At 70.5% G+C, this 18,976-nt stretch carries 16 protein-coding genes; 10 read left to right on the top strand and 6 right to left on the bottom strand.

Annotated features, from left to right (window positions below; translation table 11 throughout):
- Window positions 1-7 precede the first annotated feature (7 nt).
- Window positions 8-832 (bottom strand): oxidoreductase, encoded by an 825-nt coding sequence (locus R2B38_RS22270; RefSeq protein ID WP_318017812.1) that lies wholly within the window; start codon window positions 830-832, stop codon window positions 8-10.
- A 101-nt stretch (window positions 833-933) separates the two neighbouring features.
- Here R2B38_RS22270 and R2B38_RS22265 point away from each other — a divergent pair, with 101 nt between their 5' ends.
- Window positions 934-1,914: an ATP-binding protein gene (locus tag R2B38_RS22265; RefSeq protein ID WP_318017811.1), complete on the top strand. Its 981-nt coding sequence runs from the start codon at window positions 934-936 to the stop codon at window positions 1,912-1,914.
- Window positions 1,915-1,971: 57 nt separating this feature from the next.
- Here R2B38_RS22265 and R2B38_RS22260 read toward each other — a convergent pair whose 3' ends face one another.
- A complete protein-coding gene (locus R2B38_RS22260; protein ID WP_318017810.1) occupies window positions 1,972-3,243 on the bottom strand; it encodes a hypothetical protein in 1,272 nt (423 codons plus the stop codon).
- 336 nt (window positions 3,244-3,579) lie between these two features.
- Between R2B38_RS22260 and R2B38_RS22255 the strand changes: the two genes are divergently transcribed.
- The 6 genes from R2B38_RS22255 (at window position 3,580) to R2B38_RS22230 (ending at window position 11,884) form a co-directional block, all read left to right on the top strand.
- On the top strand, window positions 3,580-6,246 hold the full coding sequence (locus R2B38_RS22255) for a bifunctional SulP family inorganic anion transporter/carbonic anhydrase (RefSeq protein WP_318017809.1): 2,667 nt from the start codon (window positions 3,580-3,582) through the stop codon (window positions 6,244-6,246).
- Window positions 6,247-6,413: 167 nt separating this feature from the next.
- On the top strand, window positions 6,414-8,375 hold the full coding sequence (gene acs, locus R2B38_RS22250; protein ID WP_318017808.1) for an acetate--CoA ligase: 1,962 nt from the start codon (window positions 6,414-6,416) through the stop codon (window positions 8,373-8,375).
- Between the two features lie 240 nt (window positions 8,376-8,615).
- Entirely contained in the window at window positions 8,616-10,052 is a 1,437-nt protein-coding gene (nhaA, locus tag R2B38_RS22245; RefSeq protein ID WP_318017807.1) for a Na+/H+ antiporter NhaA, read from the top strand.
- Between the two features lie 59 nt (window positions 10,053-10,111).
- The gene (locus R2B38_RS22240; protein ID WP_318017806.1) at window positions 10,112-10,597 is read left to right on the top strand and encodes a phage holin family protein; all 486 of its coding nucleotides are present in this window, start codon (window positions 10,112-10,114) and stop codon (window positions 10,595-10,597) included.
- Window positions 10,594-11,544 carry an alpha/beta hydrolase gene (locus R2B38_RS22235; protein WP_318017805.1) on the top strand — a complete coding sequence of 317 codons (951 nt, stop codon included), beginning with the start codon at window positions 10,594-10,596 and terminating at the stop codon, window positions 11,542-11,544. The genes R2B38_RS22240 and R2B38_RS22235 overlap by 4 nt, the downstream gene beginning before the upstream one ends.
- 160 nt (window positions 11,545-11,704) lie before the next feature.
- Window positions 11,705-11,884 carry a hypothetical protein gene (locus R2B38_RS22230; RefSeq protein WP_078623198.1) on the top strand — a complete coding sequence of 60 codons (180 nt, stop codon included), beginning with the start codon at window positions 11,705-11,707 and terminating at the stop codon, window positions 11,882-11,884.
- A 71-nt stretch (window positions 11,885-11,955) separates the two neighbouring features.
- Here R2B38_RS22230 and R2B38_RS22225 read toward each other — a convergent pair whose 3' ends face one another.
- From R2B38_RS22225 to nth, 3 genes are all read right to left on the bottom strand, one after another.
- Window positions 11,956-13,155: a MarP family serine protease gene (locus tag R2B38_RS22225; protein ID WP_318017804.1), complete on the bottom strand. Its 1,200-nt coding sequence runs from the start codon at window positions 13,153-13,155 to the stop codon at window positions 11,956-11,958.
- Between the two features lie 13 nt (window positions 13,156-13,168).
- Window positions 13,169-13,858, bottom strand: a complete 690-nt coding sequence (locus R2B38_RS22220; RefSeq protein WP_318017803.1) for an NUDIX hydrolase — start codon at window positions 13,856-13,858, stop codon at window positions 13,169-13,171.
- 98 nt (window positions 13,859-13,956) lie between these two features.
- Window positions 13,957-14,835 (bottom strand): endonuclease III, encoded by an 879-nt coding sequence (gene nth, locus R2B38_RS22215; protein ID WP_318017802.1) that lies wholly within the window; start codon window positions 14,833-14,835, stop codon window positions 13,957-13,959.
- Window positions 14,836-15,087: 252 nt separating this feature from the next.
- On the opposite strand from nth, the gene R2B38_RS22210 reads away from it, so the two are divergent.
- The 3 genes from R2B38_RS22210 to R2B38_RS22200 all read left to right on the top strand — a co-directional run bounded on the left by R2B38_RS22210 (window position 15,088) and on the right by R2B38_RS22200 (window position 17,790).
- Entirely contained in the window at window positions 15,088-15,762 is a 675-nt protein-coding gene (locus tag R2B38_RS22210) for a Crp/Fnr family transcriptional regulator (RefSeq protein ID WP_019063754.1), read from the top strand.
- Between the two features lie 97 nt (window positions 15,763-15,859).
- Window positions 15,860-16,894 carry a PQQ-binding-like beta-propeller repeat protein gene (locus tag R2B38_RS22205; RefSeq protein ID WP_318017801.1) on the top strand — a complete coding sequence of 345 codons (1,035 nt, stop codon included), beginning with the start codon at window positions 15,860-15,862 and terminating at the stop codon, window positions 16,892-16,894.
- A gap of 59 nt (window positions 16,895-16,953) precedes the next feature.
- Window positions 16,954-17,790: a nucleotidyltransferase domain-containing protein gene (locus R2B38_RS22200; RefSeq protein ID WP_318017800.1), complete on the top strand. Its 837-nt coding sequence runs from the start codon at window positions 16,954-16,956 to the stop codon at window positions 17,788-17,790.
- On the opposite strand, the gene R2B38_RS22195 is transcribed toward R2B38_RS22200, so the two are convergent.
- Window positions 17,787-18,617, bottom strand: coding sequence for an MBL fold metallo-hydrolase (locus R2B38_RS22195; protein WP_318017799.1), 831 nt, complete (start codon window positions 18,615-18,617; stop codon window positions 17,787-17,789). The two genes, R2B38_RS22200 and R2B38_RS22195, sit on opposite strands and share 4 nt — an antisense overlap.
- Window positions 18,618-18,976 lie beyond the last annotated feature (359 nt).

The following is an 18,976-nucleotide window of genomic DNA, read 5'->3' as shown; positions in this document are numbered from 1 at the left end:
CTCACTGCTAGGCGGCGCCGCGCTGCAACGCCTCGCACACCGCCGTCGACTCGCGCGCTCCCAGTTCGACCGCCTTGCCGCAGTGCGCGATCCAGGCGGCCATGCCCTCCGGGGTGCCCGATACGTAACCGTCCAGCGCCGCCAGATAGGCCGCGCGCCCCAGTTCGGCGTGGCCGACCTCCGCCGGGCACACGGACTTCGGGTCGAGGCCGCTGCCGATGAGGACGATCCGCTCGGCGGTGCGCGCGACCAGGCCGTTGCGGGAGGTGAAGGGGCGCAGGGCGAGCAGTTCGCCGTGCACGACGGCGGCCGTCACCAGCGCCGGTGCCGAACCGCCCGCGATGACCAGGTCCGCGAGTCCGTCCAGCCGCCCGGACACCTCGGCGGCGCCGGGCAGCGGCAGTTCGATGAGCGGCTCGTCGACCGGTTCCCCCTGCTGTCGCGGCCTGCCGACCGTGTCGTCGTTGCTCGCGGCCGCCACCAGGTGCAGCCGGGCGAGCACCCGGAGGGGCGACTGCCGCCAGATGGACAGCAGTTGGCCCGCCTCGGCGGACAGCCGGAGGGCCGCGCCCATCGTGCGGGCCTCCGCGTCGCCGCTGAAGTCGGTGCGCCGACGTACCTCTTCGAGAGCCCAGTCGGCCCCGGACAGCGCGGCCGAACCGCGCGCGCCGCGCAGGGCCGCCTCGGCGGTGAGCTCATTGCTGCGGCGCCGCATGACGCGGTGCCCGTAGACCCGGTCCACGGCCTTGCGCATGGACTCGACGGACTCGGCCACTCCGGGCAGTGTGCCCAGGGCCGCGAGCGGATCGGCGGTCGCACCTGTCGTACTCATGAGTACGACAGTAGCCATCCCAGGGGTCCGCCCCACGATTGAGTGGTCTTCTTCACGCGCACCTGTCACGTACAGCAATGACGCGACTACGCTTCGTGAACATGAAAATTGCTTTCGTCGGGAAGGGCGGCAGCGGGAAGACCACCCTGTCCTCCCTGTTCGTCCGCCACCTCGCGGCCACCGCCCAACCGGTCGTCGCCGTCGACGCGGACATCAACCAGCACCTGGGCCCCGCCCTCGGCCTGGACGAGTCCGAGGCCGCCGCGCTGCCCGCACTCGGCGAGCACCTCCCCCTGATCAAGGACTACTTGCGCGGCACCAACCCGCGCATCGCCTCCGCCGACACGATGATCAAGACCACCCCGCCCGGCCAGGGCTCGCGGCTGCTGCGGGTGCGCGAGAACAATCCGGTCTACGACGCCTGTGCGCGACTGGTGGAACTCGACGGCGGCGCCGTCCGTTTGATGGTCACGGGCCCCTTCACGGACGCCGACCTGGGGGTTTCCTGCTACCACTCCAAGACGGGAGCGGTGGAGCTGTGCCTGAACCACCTGGTGGACGGGCGCGACGAGTTCGTCGTGGTGGACATGACGGCGGGCTCGGACTCCTTCGCCTCCGGCATGTTCACCCGCTTCGACATCACGTTCCTGGTGGCCGAGCCGACCCGGAAGGGGGTCTCCGTCTATCGCCAGTACAAGGAGTACGCCCGCGACTTCGGGGTCGTCCTGAAGGTCGTCGGCAACAAGGTGCAAGGCCAGGACGACCTCGACTTCCTCCGCGCCGAGGTCGGGGACGATCTGCTCGTGACGGTGGGGCACTCGGACTGGGTGCGTGCCATGGAGAAGGGCCGGCCGCCCCGGTTCGAGCTCCTGGAGGACGCCAACCGCCGCGCCCTGCGCCTGCTGGAGATCGCCGCCGACGCGACGTACGAACTGCGCGACTGGGAGCGCTACACGCGGCAGATGGTGCACTTCCACCTGAAGAACGCGCGGAGTTGGGGCAATGAGCGCACCGGGGCCGACCTGGCCGCGCAGGTCGACCCCGGGTTCGTGCTCGACGAGAGCGTCACCGCCACCGCGTGAAGCGATGCGTGAGGCGCGCCCTCTCCCAACTGCCGCTCACCGCATGACCGGCAGCGCCTACTGCTTGACCGCCGGCGCCCCGGGGACACCCTTCGGGGCCGGGGCGGGGCGGCCGGTCAGGAAGGACGTCCAGCCCGGCTTGGGCGCCTCGCCGACGTTCAGGGTGCGCAGCTTCGCCAGGGTCGCCGGGTCCTGGGCGTCCAGCCAGTCGGACAGCTGCCGGAAGGAGACGCAGCGCACCTCGGGCTTGTTGCAGACCTTCTCGATGACCTCGTCCAGGGCACGCATGTACGTGCCGCCGTTCCAGGACTCGAAGTGGTTGCCGATGACCAGGGGCGCGCGGTTGCCGTCGTAGGCGCGGTCGAAGCCCTTGAGCAGGCCGTCACGCATCTCGTCGCCCCACTGGTCGAACTTGTCGGGGTCGCCCTGGGTCTGCGTGCCGGACTGGTTGACCATGAAGTTGTAGTCCATGGTCAGCTGCTCGTAGGTGTGGCCGGGGAAGGGGACGAGCTGCATGGACAGGTCCCACAGCCCCTCCTTCTTCTTGGGCCAGATCTGGTCGTTGACCCCGCTGGTGTCGTAGCGGAAGCCCAGCTGGCTCGCCGCCTTCATGAAGTTGGCCTGGCCCTCCAGGCAGGGCGTGCGGGCGCCGACGAGTTCCTTGTCGTAGTCGAAGGGCAGTGAAGACGCCTTCTTCATCCCGGAGTTGGTCTTCCAGGTCTTCACGAACTGCTTCGCCTGGGCGATCTCGCTCTTCCACTCGGCGACCGACCACTCGCCGACCCCGCCGTTCTTGCCGCAGAAGTGACCGTTGAAGTGGGTGCCGATCTCGTTGCCCTCCAGCCACGCCAGGCGCAGCTGCTTCACGGTGTCGGCGATGCCCTGCTCGTCGTTGAAGCCGATGTCCGAGCTGCCCGGCGAGTGCTCCGGGGGCTTGTAGAGGTCGCGCTTGTCCTCCGGCAGCATGTACACGCCGCTGAGGAAGTACGTCATGTTCGCGTGGTTGGCCTTGGAGACCTTGCGGAAGTGGGAGAACAGCTTCTGGCTGTCCTCACCGGCGCCGTCGAAGGAGAAGACCACGAACTGCGGGGGCTTCTGGCCGGGCTTGAGCCGCTCGGGTCTGGGCAGATGCGGCTGCGCCCCGGTGTACGACGTGGAGCCGTCCCCGATCAGGCGGACTCCGCTCTTGGGTGCCGGGGCGGGCGCCGCCTTGTGCGGACCGTGCGCTCCCTGCGGGGAACCGTTGTCACCGATCGCGCAACCGGCGAGCGACGCGGCACAGGCCGCGGCGATCACGGCGCCCGCGGTGATCCTCTGGGTGGCGGCCATGTCCGCCCACCTTCTTCCTTCGTTCGGACCGACGCCGATCAGGGCGTTCTCTGGCGATGTGCCGGGAATCCCGGCAGCGCCGCCAAGGTGACACGGGGCCGAAGGTGGGATTAGTACGACAAGCCGATGAAATTTCCACTTCACTCCACGAGGTGACTTATTAGCCCATTCGCCAGCAAAGTCTATGCTTGAGCTTTACTCTGCATTACGATCCGTTTACCGAGCGTTGAGATATCCCGCCGCTGCACGCCGTGACCCCACGGCCGCGACCGACCCCCGCCATCGACGGGGGCCACCAGTTCCGCGACCGCGCTGCCCCGGAGGAGACGGGAAGACATGTCAGCCTGCGTACCCACCCGCGCCACCGACTCGACTGCGAACGCGAACGCGCATCGGACGAAGCGCGTCCACCCACCCCACAGCCCGCCGCCGCCCGCGCCCCGCCGTTTCCGTATCGCGGGCGCCGATGTGTCGGCCTCCATCGCGGTCTTCCTGATCGCCCTCCCCCTGTCCCTCGGCATCGCCCTCGCCACCGGCGCGCCCCTCCAGGCCGGCCTGGTCGCCGCCGCCGCGGGCGGCCTCGTCGCCGGCCTGCTCGGCGGCTGCCCCCTCCAGGTCAGCGGCCCGGCCGCCGGACTCACCGTGGTCACCGCCGACCTGATCCACCGTTACGGCTGGCGTACGACCTGCGCGATCACCGTGCTCGCGGGCCTCGCCCAACTCGCCCTGGGCTGCGTGCGCGTGGCCCGCACCGCGCTCGCCGTCAGCCCCGCGATCGTGCACGGCATGCTCGCCGGCATCGGAGTCACCATCGCCGTCGCCCAGCTGCACATCGTGCTGGGCGGCACCCCGCAGAGCTCGGTCCTCGCCAACCTCCGTGCCCTGCCTGCCCAGTTGGCGGACCTGCACCCAGCCGACGTGGCGATGAGCGTGCTGACGCTGGCCCTTCTGCTGCTGTGGCCGCGCGTCCCCGGCCGACTCGGTCACCTGATGCGCAAGATCCCGGCCGCGCTCATCGCCGTCGCCGGAGCCACGCTCACCGCGTCCCTCACCGGGCTGAGCCTCGCCAAGGTCGACCTGCCGTCCTGGAGCAGCCACGCGCTGGCCGGACTTCCCGAGGGCCCGGTGCTCGGCATCGCCGCCGCCGTGCTCACCACCACGCTGGTGTGCAGCGTGCAGTCGCTGCTCGGCGCGGTCGCCGTGGACAAGCTGGTCGCCGGGCAGCCCGGGCTCTCCGCCCGCGCCGGCCGCGCCGACCTGAACCGCGAACTGCTGGGCCAGGGCGCCGCCAACATCGTCTCCGGCGCACTCGGCGGACTACCGGTCGCGGGCGTGGCCGTACGGAGTTCGGCGAATGTGCAAGCCGGTGCCGTGAGCCGGAACTCCACGATGCTGCACGGCGTTCTCGTAGTGGTAGCCGCGCTGCTGATGGTCCCGGTGCTGGAGCTGATCCCCCTCGCTTCGCTCGCCGCACTCGTGATGGCCGTCGGCATCCAGATGGTGTCCCTGCACCACATCCGCACGGTGACCCGCCACCGCGAAGTCCTGGTCTACGCCGTCACCACCCTCGGCGTGGTCTTCCTCGGCGTCCTGGAGGGCGTGCTCCTCGGGGTCACCGTGGCCGTCGCCGTAGCCCTCAACCGCCTTGCCCACACCCGCATCACGCACGAGCACGACGAGAAGGAAGGAGTCCATCACGTACACGTCCGAGGGCAGTTGACGTTTCTCGCGGTGCCGCGGCTCAGCCGCACCCTGCATCTCGTACCCCAAGGCACGCACGTCGTCGTGGAGTTGGACGGTTCGTTCATGGACCACGCGGCGTACGAGTCACTGCAGGACTGGCAGAACGCGCACACCGCGCGTGGAGGCTCCGCCGAACTGACCGGACGGCGCACGGGAGTTCGCGACACCGGCCCGGACCGCACCGGGATCGAGGCGGCACTGACCGACACCGCGACCGGCGCGACGAGCGGTACGACGACCGAGGCTCCGGCCCGCACCACGGCCGACGCCACGACCGGCGGGCCGACGACGTCCACCGTCTGCCGCTGCCACCCCTGGACGCCCTGGCGCAACCACCAGTGCGACCACCGGCGTTCCGCCCTGGCCGACGGACACCCGGCCGAGCCGACGGACCAGCCGGCGGACCGCCCCGCGCCCGGCACCGCCGAGCCGACCGACCCCGGAGCCGGAACCCTCCCCGGCACCGGACCCCACCTCGGCGCAGGCACAGGCGCAGGCGCAGGCACAGGCGCAGGCGCAGGCACAAGTACAGGCGCAGGCACCAGCCCGGACACCCACCCCGGGACCGGCACCACCCCCGGCACCGGTCCCGGTGGCCACCAACTCGCCCGTGGCATCAGCGCGTTCCAGCGCGACACCGCGCCCCTCGTGCGGGGCGAGCTGGCCCGGCTGGCCAGGGAAGGGCAGCGGCCCTCGCAGCTCTTCCTGACCTGTGCCGACTCGCGGCTGGTGACGTCGATGATCACCTCCAGTGGTCCCGGCGACCTGTTCGTCGTGCGGAACGTGGGCAACCTCGTGCCGCCGCCCGGCGAGGAGAGCGGGGACGACTCGGTGGCCGCGGCGATCGAGTACGCGGTGGACGTACTGCGCGTGAGATCGATCACGGTGTGCGGGCACTCGGGGTGCGGGGCCATGCAGGCGCTGCTCAACTCCGAGCCCGAGGGCGCGCAGACGCCGCTCAAGCGGTGGCTGCGGCACGGGCTGCCGAGCCTGGAGCGGATGGCCGACGACGGCCGGCCCTGGGCGCGGCTTGCCGGAAGGGCGCCCGCAGACGCCGTAGAGCAGTTGTGTCTGACCAATGTGGTGCAGCAGTTGGAGCATCTGCGGGGGCACGAGTCGGTGGCTCGGGCGTTGCGGGAGGGGGCGGTGGAGCTGCACGGGATGTATTTCCATGTGGGGGAGGCGCAGGCGTACTTGTTGAGCGAGGAGGACGGGGACCAGTTGTTCGACGGGGTGGGGGTGGCGGACATGTCGGCCTGAACCTTGTTCACCCGGCGTCCGTGGGTACGAAAGACCCCCGCCACGCGCCTCTGACCGTGGGTCCGATGACAGGTCTAAACCAATATTTCGACGACCCTTGTCATCGGACCCCCGGGTCTGATGAGCTGGCCCGGGACACAACGGACACCCTGGGAAAGGCAGATGCCGTGAGCAACGAAAGCCTGGCCAACCTGTTGCGCGAGGAGCGCAGGTTCGCACCCCCCGCCGACCTGGCGGCGAACGCCAATGTCACGGCGGAGGCGTATGAGCAGGCCAAGGCTGACCGGCTCGGCTTCTGGGCCGCGCAGGCCCGCCGGCTGAGCTGGGCGAAGGAGCCGAGCGAGACGCTGGACTGGTCGAACCCGCCGTTCGCCAAGTGGTTCAAGGACGGCACGCTCAACGTGGCGTACAACTGCGTGGACCGGCACGTCGAGGCGGGCAACGGCGATCGCGTCGCCATCCACTTCGAGGGCGAGCCCGGCGACAGCCGCGCGATCACCTACGCCGAGCTGAAGGACGAGGTCTCCAAGGCCGCGAACGCCCTGCTGGAACTGGGAGTTCAGAAGGGCGACCGGGTCGCCGTCTACATGCCGATGATCCCGGAGACGGCGGTCGCGATGCTCGCCTGCGCCCGGATCGGCGCCGCGCACTCCGTCGTCTTCGGCGGTTTCTCGGCGGACGCGCTCGCGACCCGCATCCAGGACGCGGACGCCAAGGTCGTCATCACCACGGACGGCGGCTGGCGGCGCGGCAAGCCGTCCGCGCTGAAGCCGGCCGTGGACGACGCGGTCGACCGCGCGGACAGCGGCGTCGAGCACGTGCTCGTGGTCCGCCGTACGGGCCAGGACGTCGCGTGGAACGACGAGCGGGACGTGTGGTGGCACGAGATCGTCGACCGGCAGTCGGCGGAGCACACGCCCGAGGCGTTCGAGGCCGAGCAGCCGCTGTTCATCCTGTACACCTCGGGTACTACGGGTAAGCCCAAGGGCATCCTGCACACCTCCGGCGGCTACCTCACCCAGGCCGCGTACACCCACCACGCGGTCTTCGACCTCAAGCCGGAGACCGACGTCTACTGGTGCACGGCCGACGTCGGCTGGGTCACCGGCCACTCGTACATCGTCTACGGCCCGCTGGCGAACGGCGCGACCCAGGTCATGTACGAGGGCACCCCCGACACCCCGCACCAGGGCCGCTTCTGGGAGATCGTCCAGAAGTACGGGGTGACGATCCTGTACACGGCGCCGACCGCGATCCGTACGTTCATGAAGTGGGGCGACGACATCCCCGCGAAGTTCGACCTCAGCAGCCTGCGCATCCTGGGCTCGGTCGGCGAGCCGATCAACCCCGAGGCGTGGATCTGGTACCGCAAGCACATCGGCGCCGACAGGACGCCGATCGTGGACACCTGGTGGCAGACCGAGACCGGCGCGATGATGATCTCGCCGCTGCCGGGCGTGACCGCGACCAAGCCCGGTTCCGCGCAGACCCCGCTGCCCGGCATCTCCGCGACGGTCGTCGACGACGAGGCCAACGAGGTCCCGAACGGCGGCGGCGGTTACCTCGTCCTGACCGAGCCGTGGCCGTCGATGCTGCGCACGATCTGGGGCGACGACCAGCGGTTCCTCGACACGTACTGGTCGCGGTTCCCGGGCAGGTACTTCGCCGGTGACGGCGCGAAGAAGGACGACGACGGCGACATCTGGCTGCTCGGCCGCGTGGACGACGTGATGCTCGTGTCCGGGCACAACATCTCGACCACCGAGGTCGAGTCGGCGCTCGTCTCGCACCCCGCCGTCGCCGAGGCTGCCGTAGTGGGAGCGGCGGACGAGACCACCGGACAGGCGATCGTCGCCTTCGTCATCCTGCGCGGCACGGCGAACGCCGAGGACGAGAACCTCGTCGCCGACCTGCGCAACCACGTCGGCGCCGTGCTGGGCCCGATCGCCAAGCCCAAGCGGATCCTCCCGGTGGCCGAGCTGCCGAAGACCCGCTCCGGCAAGATCATGCGCCGCCTGCTGCGGGACGTGGCGGAGAACCGTCAGCTGGGAGACGTCACGACCCTGACCGACTCCACGGTCATGACCCTGATCCAGGACAAGCTCCCGGCCGCGCCCAGCGAGGACTGACCTGCGGATACGACGAGAAGGGGCGCTCGGCGGCGAACGTGCCGGGCGTCCCTTTCGCGCATACGGTGAGACCCGTAGACGTGCCCGTACGACCCGTAGAACCCCCTAGATGTGAGATCCGCAGGACCTATCCCGCCGCACCTTAGGTAAGCTAAGTAAAGCGTCAAGAACGCGCCAAGGTGTGCCGGGAAGTCTGGTCGGCAAGTGCTCTGTGCTGCCCGCCACCCCGGAGGTCTCCCCGTGACCGCGCCCCGCCCCACCGCCGCCCGCAAAGTGCTCGGACGGCTGTCCCTGCCCGAGCGGAACTTCGTCGCGGACGCGCTGCGCACCGAGACCGTCGGCGGTGTCCTCCTCCTGATCGCCGCCGTCACCGCGCTGATCTGGGCCAACGTCCCCGCCCTGCACGACAGCTACGAGAGCGTCAGCCACTTCCACTTCGGCCCCGCCGCCCTCGGCCTGCACCTCTCGGTCGCCCACTGGGCCGCCGACGGCCTCCTCGCCGTCTTCTTCTTCGTCGCCGGCATCGAGCTCAAGCGCGAACTCGTCGCCGGCGACCTGCGCGACCCCAAGGCCGCCGCCCTGCCCGTCGTCGCGGCCCTGTGCGGGATGGCCGTACCGGCACTCGTGTACACGCTCACCAGCCTCACCGGAGGCGGCTCCCTCCAGGGCTGGGCGGTGCCGACCGCCACAGACATCGCCTTCGCGCTCGCCGTCCTCGCGGTCATCGGCACCTCCCTGCCGAGCGCGCTGCGTGCCTTCCTCCTCACCCTCGCCGTCGTCGACGACCTGTTCGCGATCCTGATCATCGCGATCTTCTTCACCGCCCGGATCGACTTCGTGGCGCTCGGCGGGGCCGCCATCGGCCTGGCCGTCTTCTGGCTGCTGCTGCGCAGGGGCGTGCGCGGCTGGTACGTCTACGTCCCGCTCGCGCTCGTCATCTGGGCGCTGATGTACAACAGCGGCGTCCACGCCACGATCGCCGGTGTCGCGATGGGCCTGATGCTGCGCTGCACCACCCGCGAGGACGAGAAGCACTCCCCCGGCGAGCACGTCGAACATCTCGTACGACCCCTGTCGGCAGGCCTCGCGGTGCCGCTGTTCGCGCTGTTCAGCGCCGGAGTCGCCATCTCGGGCGGCGCGTTGGGGGACGTGTTCACGAAGCCCGAGACACTCGGCGTGGTCCTCGGACTGGTCGTCGGCAAGGCGGTCGGCATCTTCGGCGGGACCTGGCTGACGGCCCGTTTCACCCGGGCCTCGCTCAGCGACGACCTCGCCTGGCCGGACGTGTTCGCGGTCGCCTCACTCGCCGGCATCGGCTTCACCGTGTCGCTGCTCATCGGGGAACTCGCGTTCGACGGCGACCAGATGCTCACCGACGAGGTCAAGGCGGCCGTCCTCGTCGGCTCCGTCATAGCGGCCCTGTGCGCGACCGTGTTGCTGAAGCTGCGCAACGCCAGGTACCGCAGGATGTACGAGGACGAGGAGCGCGACGAGGATCTCGACGGCATCCCCGACATCTACGAGCAGGACGAGCCGTCGTACCACCTGCGCATGGCGGAGATCCACGAGCGCAAGGCCGCGGAGCACCGCAGGCTCGCCGAGGTGAAGGCCGCCGAGCGACGCGGGCTTGCCGAAGTGGCGGGCGGGGCAGGCGAGGACGACGACGGTCCGGCATGATCTGACCAGACGGTACAAACGCATGCCGGTACAAACACATGCAGAAGAGGGAGTACGCGATGAGCGCACCCGACGGCAGCCCGGTCGGCGCCGAACGCAGCATCGGCCAGCTGTTCGCCTCGGCGACGACCGAGATGTCCGCGCTGGTGCACGACGAGATCGCGCTGGCGAAGGCGCAGCTCAAGCAGGACGTCAAGCGCGGTGTCGCGGGCGGCGGCGCGTTCACGGTCGCCGCGGTGGTGCTGCTGTTCTCCCTGCCGATGCTCAACTTCGCGCTGGCGTACGGGATTCGGACCTGGAGCGGCTGGAACATGGCGCTCTGCTTCCTGCTCTCCTTCGCGGCGAACGTGCTCGTCGCGATCGTCCTCGGGCTGGTGGGCGTGCTCTTCTTCAAGAAGGCCGCCAAGAGCAAGGGCCCGCAGAAGGTGGCCACTTCGGTCAAGGAGACCGCGGGCGTCCTCGGCAACGCCAAGCCGCATCCGCGCGCGGCGCTCGAGGACCGTGTCCCCGAAGCCATCGAGGCTGTGGCACGCTCGTCCTCATGACGGACCCCGCCAATCCTTGGGCGCAACCTGCTTCGGTCGTACGGCTCGACATCCCCGGCGGGCGCGAGGTGACCCACCGGGATGTCGCGGCCAACGGCGCGCGCTTCCACATCGCGGAGGTGGGCGACGGACCGCTGGTGCTGCTGCTGCACGGCTTCCCGCAGTTCTGGTGGACCTGGCGGCACCAGCTCGGCGCGCTGGCCGACGCCGGGTTCCGGGCCGTAGCCATGGACCTGCGGGGCGTCGGCGGCAGCGACCGCACCCCGCGCGGCTACGACCCCGCCAACCTCGCCCTCGACATCACCGGCGTGATCCGCTCGCTCGGCGAGCCGGACGCCGCGCTGGTCGGCCATGACCTCGGCGGCTATCTCGCGTGGACGGCGGCCGCGATGCGCCCCAAGCTGGTGCGCCGGCTCGCCGTCTCCTCGATGCCGCACCCCCGGCGCTGGCGCAACGCCATGCTGTCCGACGTCAGGCAGTCGGCGGCGAGTTCCTACATCTGGGGGTTCCAGCGCCCCTGGCTTCCCGAGCGGCAACTGCTCGCCGAGGACGCCGAGTTGGTGGGCAAGCTGATCCGGGACTGGTCCGGCGCGACCCTCCCCGACGACGAGGCGGTCGAGGCATACCGGCGGGCGATGCTGATCCCGTCGACCGCGCACTGCTCGATCGAGCCGTACCGCTGGATGGTGCGGTCGATGGCACGCCCGGACGGCATCCAGTTCAACCGGCGCATGAAGCGGCCGGTGCGGGTGCCGACGCTGCATCTGCACGGCTCGCTCGACCCGGTGCTGCGCACCCGCAGCGCGGCGGGGTCCGGGGAGTACGTCGAAGCGCCGTACCGCTGGCGGCTGTTCGACGGTCTCGGGCACTTCCCGCACGAGGAGGACCCGGTGGTCTTCTCGACCGAACTGGTCAACTGGCTCAAGGATCCCGAACCCGATCGTTGACCGGTGGATGACCAACCCGTGACCGGTGCGTGACCGCTCCGCTGCGCCCGGTATCCGGATCTGAACACCTGTACTACGAACGGCTACTTGCCTCGCGCATAGGCCAATTGGGGCCCCAAGGGGTGGTTATCGACCTTGGGGCAGGGGCAGACGTCGGGGTATGGGCTGGACGCACGACTACAGTGACGCAGCACGCAATCGCCGCTCGGACCACGGTCTGAGCTCCCACCAACGGGGCGCCCCGCAACTCCAGGGCACCGACCTCAGGGTGGGGATCCCGCGCATTCTGCGCCGCCGGGCCCGCTGGGTCTCGGTACGGCTGCGTCATCCCCGAGGCTGACGCACCCACCTCCTACAGGGGCACGCTTTTCAGTGCGTCTTACAGGGCACACCTTTCACGGCGGGTACCTCTCACAGCGCGCAACTGTCGCTGTCCACCTGCTCGTTGGCGCTGCGCCCCTTGAGGATGTCCGGCTGGATCTCGTCGGCGGTGAGCGCGTACCCGGTGTCGGGGTCGTCGAGGGACTTCGCGAAGACCACGCCGTACACCTTGCCCTCGGGCGTGAGCAGCGGGCCGCCGGAGTTGCCCTGGCGGACGGTCGCGTAGAGCGAGTACACATCGCGGCGGACCGTGCCGCGGTGGTAGATGTCCGGGCCGTTGGCCGTGATACGGCCACGCACGCGTGCGGCACGGACGTCGTACGACCCGTTCTCCGGGAAGCCGGCGACGATCGCGCTGTTGCCGCTGGTGGCGTCCTTGGTCGCGAACTGCAGGGAGCGCGCCTTCAGGTCCGGTACGTCGAGTACGGCGATGTCGCGGTGCCAGTCGTAGAGGACGACCTTGGCGTCGTACTTGCGGCCCTGGCCGCCTATCTGGACGGTGGGTTCGTCGACGCCGCCGACGACGTGCGCGTTGGTCATGACGCGGCGGTCGCCGAAGACGAAGCCGCTGCCCTCCAGTACCTTGCCGCAGCTCTGGGCGGTGCCCATGACCTTGACGATGGACTGCTGGGCGCGGGTGGCGACCGCGCTGGAGGCGAGGGCCGGGTCGGGTGGCTGGACGTCGTTGATCGGCTCGTTCGCGAAGGGGCTGAAGACCTGCGGGAAGCCGTTCTGCGCGAGGACCGAGGAGAAGTCCGCGAACCAGGTGTCGGCCTGCGAGGGCAGCGCCCGGGAGACCCCCAGCAGCACCTTGGAGCTGCGGACCTCCTTGCCGAGCGTCGGCAGGGTGGTGCCGGCCAGCGCGGAGCCGATCAGCCAGGCGACCAGGAGCATCGCGAGGACGTTGACGAGAGCGCCGCCGGTCGCGTCCAGGGCGCGGGCCGGGGACCAGGTGATGTACCGGCGCAGCTTGTTGCCCAGGTGGGTGGTCAGGGCCTGGCCGACGGAGGCGCAGACGATGACGATGATGACCGCGACGACGGCCGCGGTGGTGCTGACCTCGGACTTCTCGGTCAGCGCGTCCCAGATCACGGGCAGCGTGTAGACGGCGACGAGACCGCCGCCCAGGAACCCGATCACCGACAGGATGCCGACGACGAACCCCTGGCGATAGCCCACGATCGCGAACCACACGGCGGCGACCAGCAGCAGGATGTCCAGCACATTCACGAGCGACACCCTGTCATGACCGCCAGTCGAGGGGGACCTGCTTCTCGGGGTCCCAGGGCCGCTCCCAACCGGAGTAGTGCAGCAGGCGGTCGATCACTCCGGCCGTGAAGCCCCACACGAGGGCCGATTCGACCAGAAATGCCGGACCCAGGAAGCCGCTGGGGTGCGTGACGGTGACTCTGTTGGCCGGATCCGTGAGATCCGCCACGGGGACCGTGAACACGCGTGCCGTCTCGTTCGGGTCGACCACGCCCACCGGTGTCGGCTCCCGCCACCAGCCCAGCACCGGTGTCACCACGAAGCCGCTCACCGGGATGTACAGCTTCGGCAGCACCCCGAAGAGCTGCACTCCGGCCGGGTCGAGCCCGGTCTCCTCCTCGGCCTCGCGGAGAGCGGCCCGCAAGGGCCCGTCGCCCGTCGGATCACCGTCCTCGGGGTCGAGGGCACCACCGGGGAAGGACGGCTGCCCCGCGTGCGACCGGAGCGAGCTCGACCGCTCCATGAGCAGCAGCTCGGGCCCCTGATCGCCCTCCCCGAAGAGGATCAGCACCGCCGACTGCCGCCCCGCCCCGTCCTCCGGCGGCAGGAACCGGCTCAGCTGCAACGGCTCGACCGTCTCCACGGCGCGCACCACCGGATCCAGCCAGCCCGGCAGCCCGTCCTTGCTGAGCCCCACACCCTGGGTATTGCTCGCGTGCGTCATCCCCCACCCCCGTTCCCACTGATCAACGCCCGATACCTCCGAGATCGTTCCGTCATCCGGCCCCCGATGTCATGCCGGTCCCCGTCGCCTCGGCCCCGTCACGCCGAGCCCAGCGGCGGCGCCGGTTTGCCGCCCGCGTCGAGATAGGCCTGCGGCGGGTTCAGACGCTGGCCCGGGTAGCCACCCTTCTCGTACTTGAGCAGCTTCTTCGCCTTCTCCGGGTCGGTCTCGCCCTCGCCGTACGCCGGACAGAGCGGGGCGATGGGGCAGGCGCCGCACGCGGGCTTGCGGGCGTGGCAGATCCGGCGGCCGTGGAAGATCACGTGGTGCGAGAGCATCGTCCAGTCGCTCTTCGGGAAGAGCGCTCCCACGGCGGCCTCGATCTTGTCGGGCTCGGTCGCCTCGGTCCACTTCCAGCGCCGTACGAGCCGCTGGAAATGCGTGTCCACGGTGATGCCGGGCCGCCCGAAGGCATTGCCGAGCACCACGAAGGCGGTCTTGCGGCCCACACCGGGCAGCTTGACGAGATCTTCGAGCCGGCCGGGCACCTCGCCACCGAAGTCCGCGACGAGTGCCTTGGAGAGCCCTATCACCGACTTGGTCTTGGCCCGGAAGAACCCGGTCGGGCGGAGGATCTCCTCGACCTGCTCCGGGTCCGCGGCGGCCAGGTCCTCGGGGGTCGGGTACTTAGCGAACAGCGCCGGGGTCGTCTGATTGACCCTCAGGTCGGTGGTCTGGGCCGACAGGACCGTGGCGACCACGAGCTGGAAGGGGTTCTCGAAGTCGAGCTCCGGGTGGGCGTACGGATAGATCTCGGCCAGTTCGCGATTGATGCGGCGGGCGCGGCGGACGAGGGCGGTGTGCGACTCGCTCTTCACGCCGGCCACCACTTTTGCCCCTTTTGTCGCTTTCCTGCCGCTGCTCTTGCCGCCGTCAGGGCCCTGTTCGCCCACAGCGGAATCACGAGGTACAACCATCCGCCCAGCCCCCTTGGCCTGTGCTCTCACCGGCGATTTGGACACCCGGCCAGCCTAGAGCCCGCCACTGACATCCGCCCCGGACCCCGAAGATCAGCCCCCAATTGGACCCCTGCCGCTTACCTCGGGACACCTGTGCGGCATCCTTGTGACAGATCACACTGTTTGGACGGTCCAGCAAAATGGGGAGCACGGTCCCCTGGTACCAAGGGGGAACACCACCCCCTGAGCAGGTCGACAAGGAGAGAACTCGTGGACGACGTTCTGCGGCGCGCCCCGCTCTTCGCGGCGCTCGATGACGATCAGGCCGCGGAGCTGCGCGCCTCCATGAGTGAGGTGACCCTCGCGCGCGGGGACTCGCTCTTTCACGAGGGCGACCCCGGCGACCGGCTCTACGTGGTCACCGAGGGCAAGGTGAAGCTCCACCGCACCTCCCCGGACGGCCGCGAGAACATGCTGGCCGTCCTCGGCCCCGGCGAGCTGATCGGCGAGCTGTCGCTGTTCGACCCGGGCCCGCGCACGGCGACCGCCAGCGCGCTGACCGAGGTCAAGCTGCTCGGCCTCGGCCACGGCGACCTCCAGCCCTGGCTGAGCGCCCGCCCCGAGGTGGCCTCCGCGCTGCTGCGCGCGGTCGCCCGCCGACTGCGCAAGACCAACGACGCGATGTCCGACCTGGTCTTCTCGGACGTCCCCGGCCGGGTGGCCCGCGCCCTGCTGGACCTCTCCCGCCGCTTCGGCGTGCAGTCGGAAGAGGGCATCCACGTGGTGCACGACCTGACCCAGGAGGAGCTGGCCCAACTGGTCGGCGCGTCCCGCGAGACGGTCAACAAGGCCCTCGCCGACTTCGCGGGCCGCGGCTGGCTGCGCCTGGAGGCCCGCGCGGTGATCCTGCTGGACGTGGAGCGGCTGGCGAAGCGCTCGCGCTGATCGCACGTCTTCTTGTCGATCGCACGTCTTCTTACTGAAGGGCCCCGCTACGGCGGGGCCCTTCGCATATCGCCGGGTGGGGACCCAAGGGGTGGGGATGAGCGAGGACAAGGCGCCGGAGTCGGTCTGGGAGCACTCCCGGTGGCGGAGATCGGCCCGCCGACTGTGGCGGACGCCGTTCGAGGAGGGCGTCACGGGCCGAGAGACGCTGGGCCTGTGGCTGACGGACGACACTGTCGCCGTCGCCCGTTTCGACCGCGTCCAGGCCTACCGGATGACCACGGGCGAGCCCCTGTGGACCTGGCGGCCACCCGGCAAGCAGGTCGTCGCACGGGTGTCGGCGGACACCGAGGACGGCGTGGGGGTGGTGCTGCACCACGACGACAGACTCCTGGACGTGGAGAACGTCGGCCTCACCTCGCTGGCCGTCGACACGGGTGAGGTCGTACGGCACCGGGAGCAGGACGCGGAACCGCTCGGGCGTCTCCCGTTCGACATGGCCGTCGGCGGAGGCCTCGTCGCGGCGCCCGTCACGTCCTGGAAGGGGCACGAGGTGACGCTGCGCACCCTCGACGTGGACACGGGAGAGATCCGGCGCGAGCACACGCTCAGGGACCGGCGCGTCGCGAGGGCGTCCGCCATCAGCGCCCGTCCCTTCGTCGCGCACCTGGAGATCCGTGGCGCGCGCGGCGGGCCTCAGCTGCTCGTCCTGGACGGTTACCGGAAGGAGCCTGCGACGCTCGCGCTGCCGGACGGATACGCGCGGTTCGGCGAGCGGGTCGCCGTGACCGGTGACGTCCTCGCGGTGGAGCTGATCCCCGCCGCCGAGGCCGAACGGGACGCGGGCACCCGGCTCGGGGCGTTCTCCATGTCCTCGGGCGAGTTCCTGTGGGAGTGGCGGAGCAAGGGCGCGTCCATGGTTCCCGTCGCCCATCGTGGCTGGCTCCTGGCCCTGCACCGGTACGGCCGCCGACTGAGCGTGCTCGATCCCGCCGACGGCCGGGTCGTGGCCCGTCGCAGGCTGCGCGCGGACGTTTTCCGTCCGCTCCTCGCCGCGTCCGGTGACGTGATCGCGGTGGGGTGCGAGTTCAGCCGGAGCTTCCGCCGACTCCATGTGTTCCGCTGGAGATGATCCCGCTCGGCGGCCGGAAAAGCACTCCCCGGGGGCCCGTCTCCCGGCAGAGTGATCCCATGGCCACAACCGTTGACCACCGGGGGCTCGACGCCCAGGGATACATCGAGCGCGAGGGCTCCTTGGGGCGTATCCCGCACGCCTTCCGCCCGGTCGTCGCCGCCGCGCGTGACCGGCTGATCGACCTCTACGGGGGACGCCTCAACAGCGCGTACCTCTACGGGTCGATCCCGCGCGGCACCGCGCGCGTGGGGCGCAGCGATCTGGACCTGCTCGTGGTGACCCGGCAGGAACCGACCGAGGAGGACCGCTCCGGGGCCCGGAACCTCGGCGAGGCGCTCGACAAGGAGTTCCCGGAGATCGACGGGGTCGGCACGCTGCTGTACGGCCGGGCACGGCTGCTGAGCGAGCCGGAGACGTACGACCTGGGGTGGTTCGTGGCCTGCCTGTGCACACCGCTGCTCGGGGAGGACCTGGCCGAGGACCTGCCCCGCTACCGCCCCGACTCCCAGCTGGCCCGGGAGACGAACGGCGACCTGGCCCGCCTGCTCCCCCGCTGGCGCGAGCGCATCGCCACGGCCCAGGACACGGACGAGGCCCGCCGCCCCTTGGTCCGCTTCATGTCCCGCCACCTGGTCCGCACCGGCTTCACCCTGGTCATGCCCCGCTGGAACGGCTGGACCAGCGACCTGCGGGAGATGGCAGAGGCGTTCGCCGCGTACTACCCGGAACGGGCGGAGGCCCTGCGCGAGGCGGCGGAGTCCGGCTACGACCCGACGGCCGACGCGAGCGTCCTGCGTTCCTACGTCGACGACCTGGGCCCGTGGCTGGCCGGGGAGTACGCGCGCGTGCACGGCGTGAAGACACCGCGCCCGGAGGACGTGGGCGCGGACTAGATCAGGCCGTGTTCCTTGAGGTAGTCGAGTTGAGCCCGTACGGACAGCTCCGCCGCCGGCCACAGGGAACGGTCGACGTCCGCGTACACGTGGGCGACGACCTCGGCCGGGCTCCGGTGACCGTTCTCGACGGCCGTCTCGATCTGGGCGAGCCGGTGGGCGCGGTGGGCGAGATAGAACTCGACGGCACCCTGGGCGTCGTCCAGGACGGGCCCGTGCCCCGGCAGGACGGTGTGGACGCCGTCGTCGACGGTCAGGGACCGCAGCCGCCGCAGCGAGTCCAGGTAGTCCCCCAGGCGGCCGTCAGGATGCGCCACGACGGTCGTACCGCGCCCCAGGACGGTGTCCCCGGTCAGGACGGCCTGATCGGCCGGGAGATGGAAGCACAGCGAGTCCCCGGTGTGCCCGGGCGTCGACACCACGACCAGTTCCACCCCGCCGACCCGAACGATCTCCCCGGCCCCCAGCCCTTCCTCCCCGAGCCGCAACGCCGGATCCAGCGCACGCACCTTGGTGCCGGTCAACTCGGCGAACCGGACGGCTCCTTCCGCGTGATCGGGGTGCCCGTGCGTCAGCAGGGTCAGCGCGACCCGTTTCCCCGCCTTCTCGGCGGTGTCGACGACATTCCGCAGATGCCCCTCGTCCAAGGGCCCCGGGTCGATCACCACGGCCAGCTCCGAGTCCGGCTCCGCGACGATCCACGTGTTCGTCCCGTCCAACGTCATCGCGGACGCGTTGGGCGCCAGCACGTTGACGGCACGGGCGGTGGCGGGTCCGGTGAGCACCCCGCCACGTGGCTGTCCGGGGAGGGCGGCTGCGTCGGTCATACGGGGGCGCCTTCCGTGGGGCGGGGAGTCGGGTGCGGGGCGGTTTTCGGCGGGGTGGTCGTGTGGGGGCGGTTTTCGGTGGGACGGGTCTCGGTGACGTGGTTCCGCTGGGGTGGATCGGCGGAAGGCGTCTTCCGTCGGGCTGTTCCCACGGAGGTGGTCTTTCGCCGGGGCGGGGCCCATGGAGGGCGTCCCTCGCTGGGGTGGTCGCACGGGTCGGCCGCGCGGGAGGTGACTTCCGCCGGGGCAGCCGCGCGGAGGACGTCCGCCTTCGGGTCCCTCGCGCGGAGGACGCCTCGCCCCGGGGCGGTCACGCGCGAGGCGCTCCTCGCCGATCTGGTCCTACGGAAGGTGTCTTC

It is taken from the genome of Streptomyces sp. N50, from assembly GCF_033335955.1.
GTDB lineage: Bacteria > Actinomycetota > Actinomycetes > Streptomycetales > Streptomycetaceae > Streptomyces.
This window is presented reverse-complemented; position numbering and strand designations above follow the sequence as displayed.

Excerpts from the sequence above, each read along its gene's own strand:
- R2B38_RS22270 (WP_318017812.1), bottom strand. The coding sequence starts at position 832 with ATGAGTACGACAGGTGCGACCGCCGATCCGCTCGCGGCCCTGGGCACA.
- R2B38_RS22265 (WP_318017811.1), top strand. The coding sequence starts at position 934 with ATGAAAATTGCTTTCGTCGGGAAGGGCGGCAGCGGGAAGACCACCCTG.
- R2B38_RS22260 (WP_318017810.1), bottom strand. The coding sequence starts at position 3,243 with ATGGCCGCCACCCAGAGGATCACCGCGGGCGCCGTGATCGCCGCGGCC.
- R2B38_RS22255 (WP_318017809.1), top strand. The coding sequence starts at position 3,580 with ATGTCAGCCTGCGTACCCACCCGCGCCACCGACTCGACTGCGAACGCG.
- R2B38_RS22240 (WP_318017806.1), top strand. The coding sequence starts at position 10,112 with ATGAGCGCACCCGACGGCAGCCCGGTCGGCGCCGAACGCAGCATCGGC.
- R2B38_RS22235 (WP_318017805.1), top strand. The coding sequence starts at position 10,594 with ATGACGGACCCCGCCAATCCTTGGGCGCAACCTGCTTCGGTCGTACGG.
- R2B38_RS22230 (WP_078623198.1), top strand. The coding sequence starts at position 11,705 with ATGGGCTGGACGCACGACTACAGTGACGCAGCACGCAATCGCCGCTCG.
- R2B38_RS22220 (WP_318017803.1), bottom strand. The coding sequence starts at position 13,858 with ATGACGCACGCGAGCAATACCCAGGGTGTGGGGCTCAGCAAGGACGGG.
- nth (WP_318017802.1), bottom strand. The coding sequence starts at position 14,835 with ATGGTTGTACCTCGTGATTCCGCTGTGGGCGAACAGGGCCCTGACGGC.
- R2B38_RS22205 (WP_318017801.1), top strand. The coding sequence starts at position 15,860 with ATGAGCGAGGACAAGGCGCCGGAGTCGGTCTGGGAGCACTCCCGGTGG.
- R2B38_RS22200 (WP_318017800.1), top strand. The coding sequence starts at position 16,954 with ATGGCCACAACCGTTGACCACCGGGGGCTCGACGCCCAGGGATACATC.
- R2B38_RS22195 (WP_318017799.1), bottom strand. The coding sequence starts at position 18,617 with ATGACCGACGCAGCCGCCCTCCCCGGACAGCCACGTGGCGGGGTGCTC.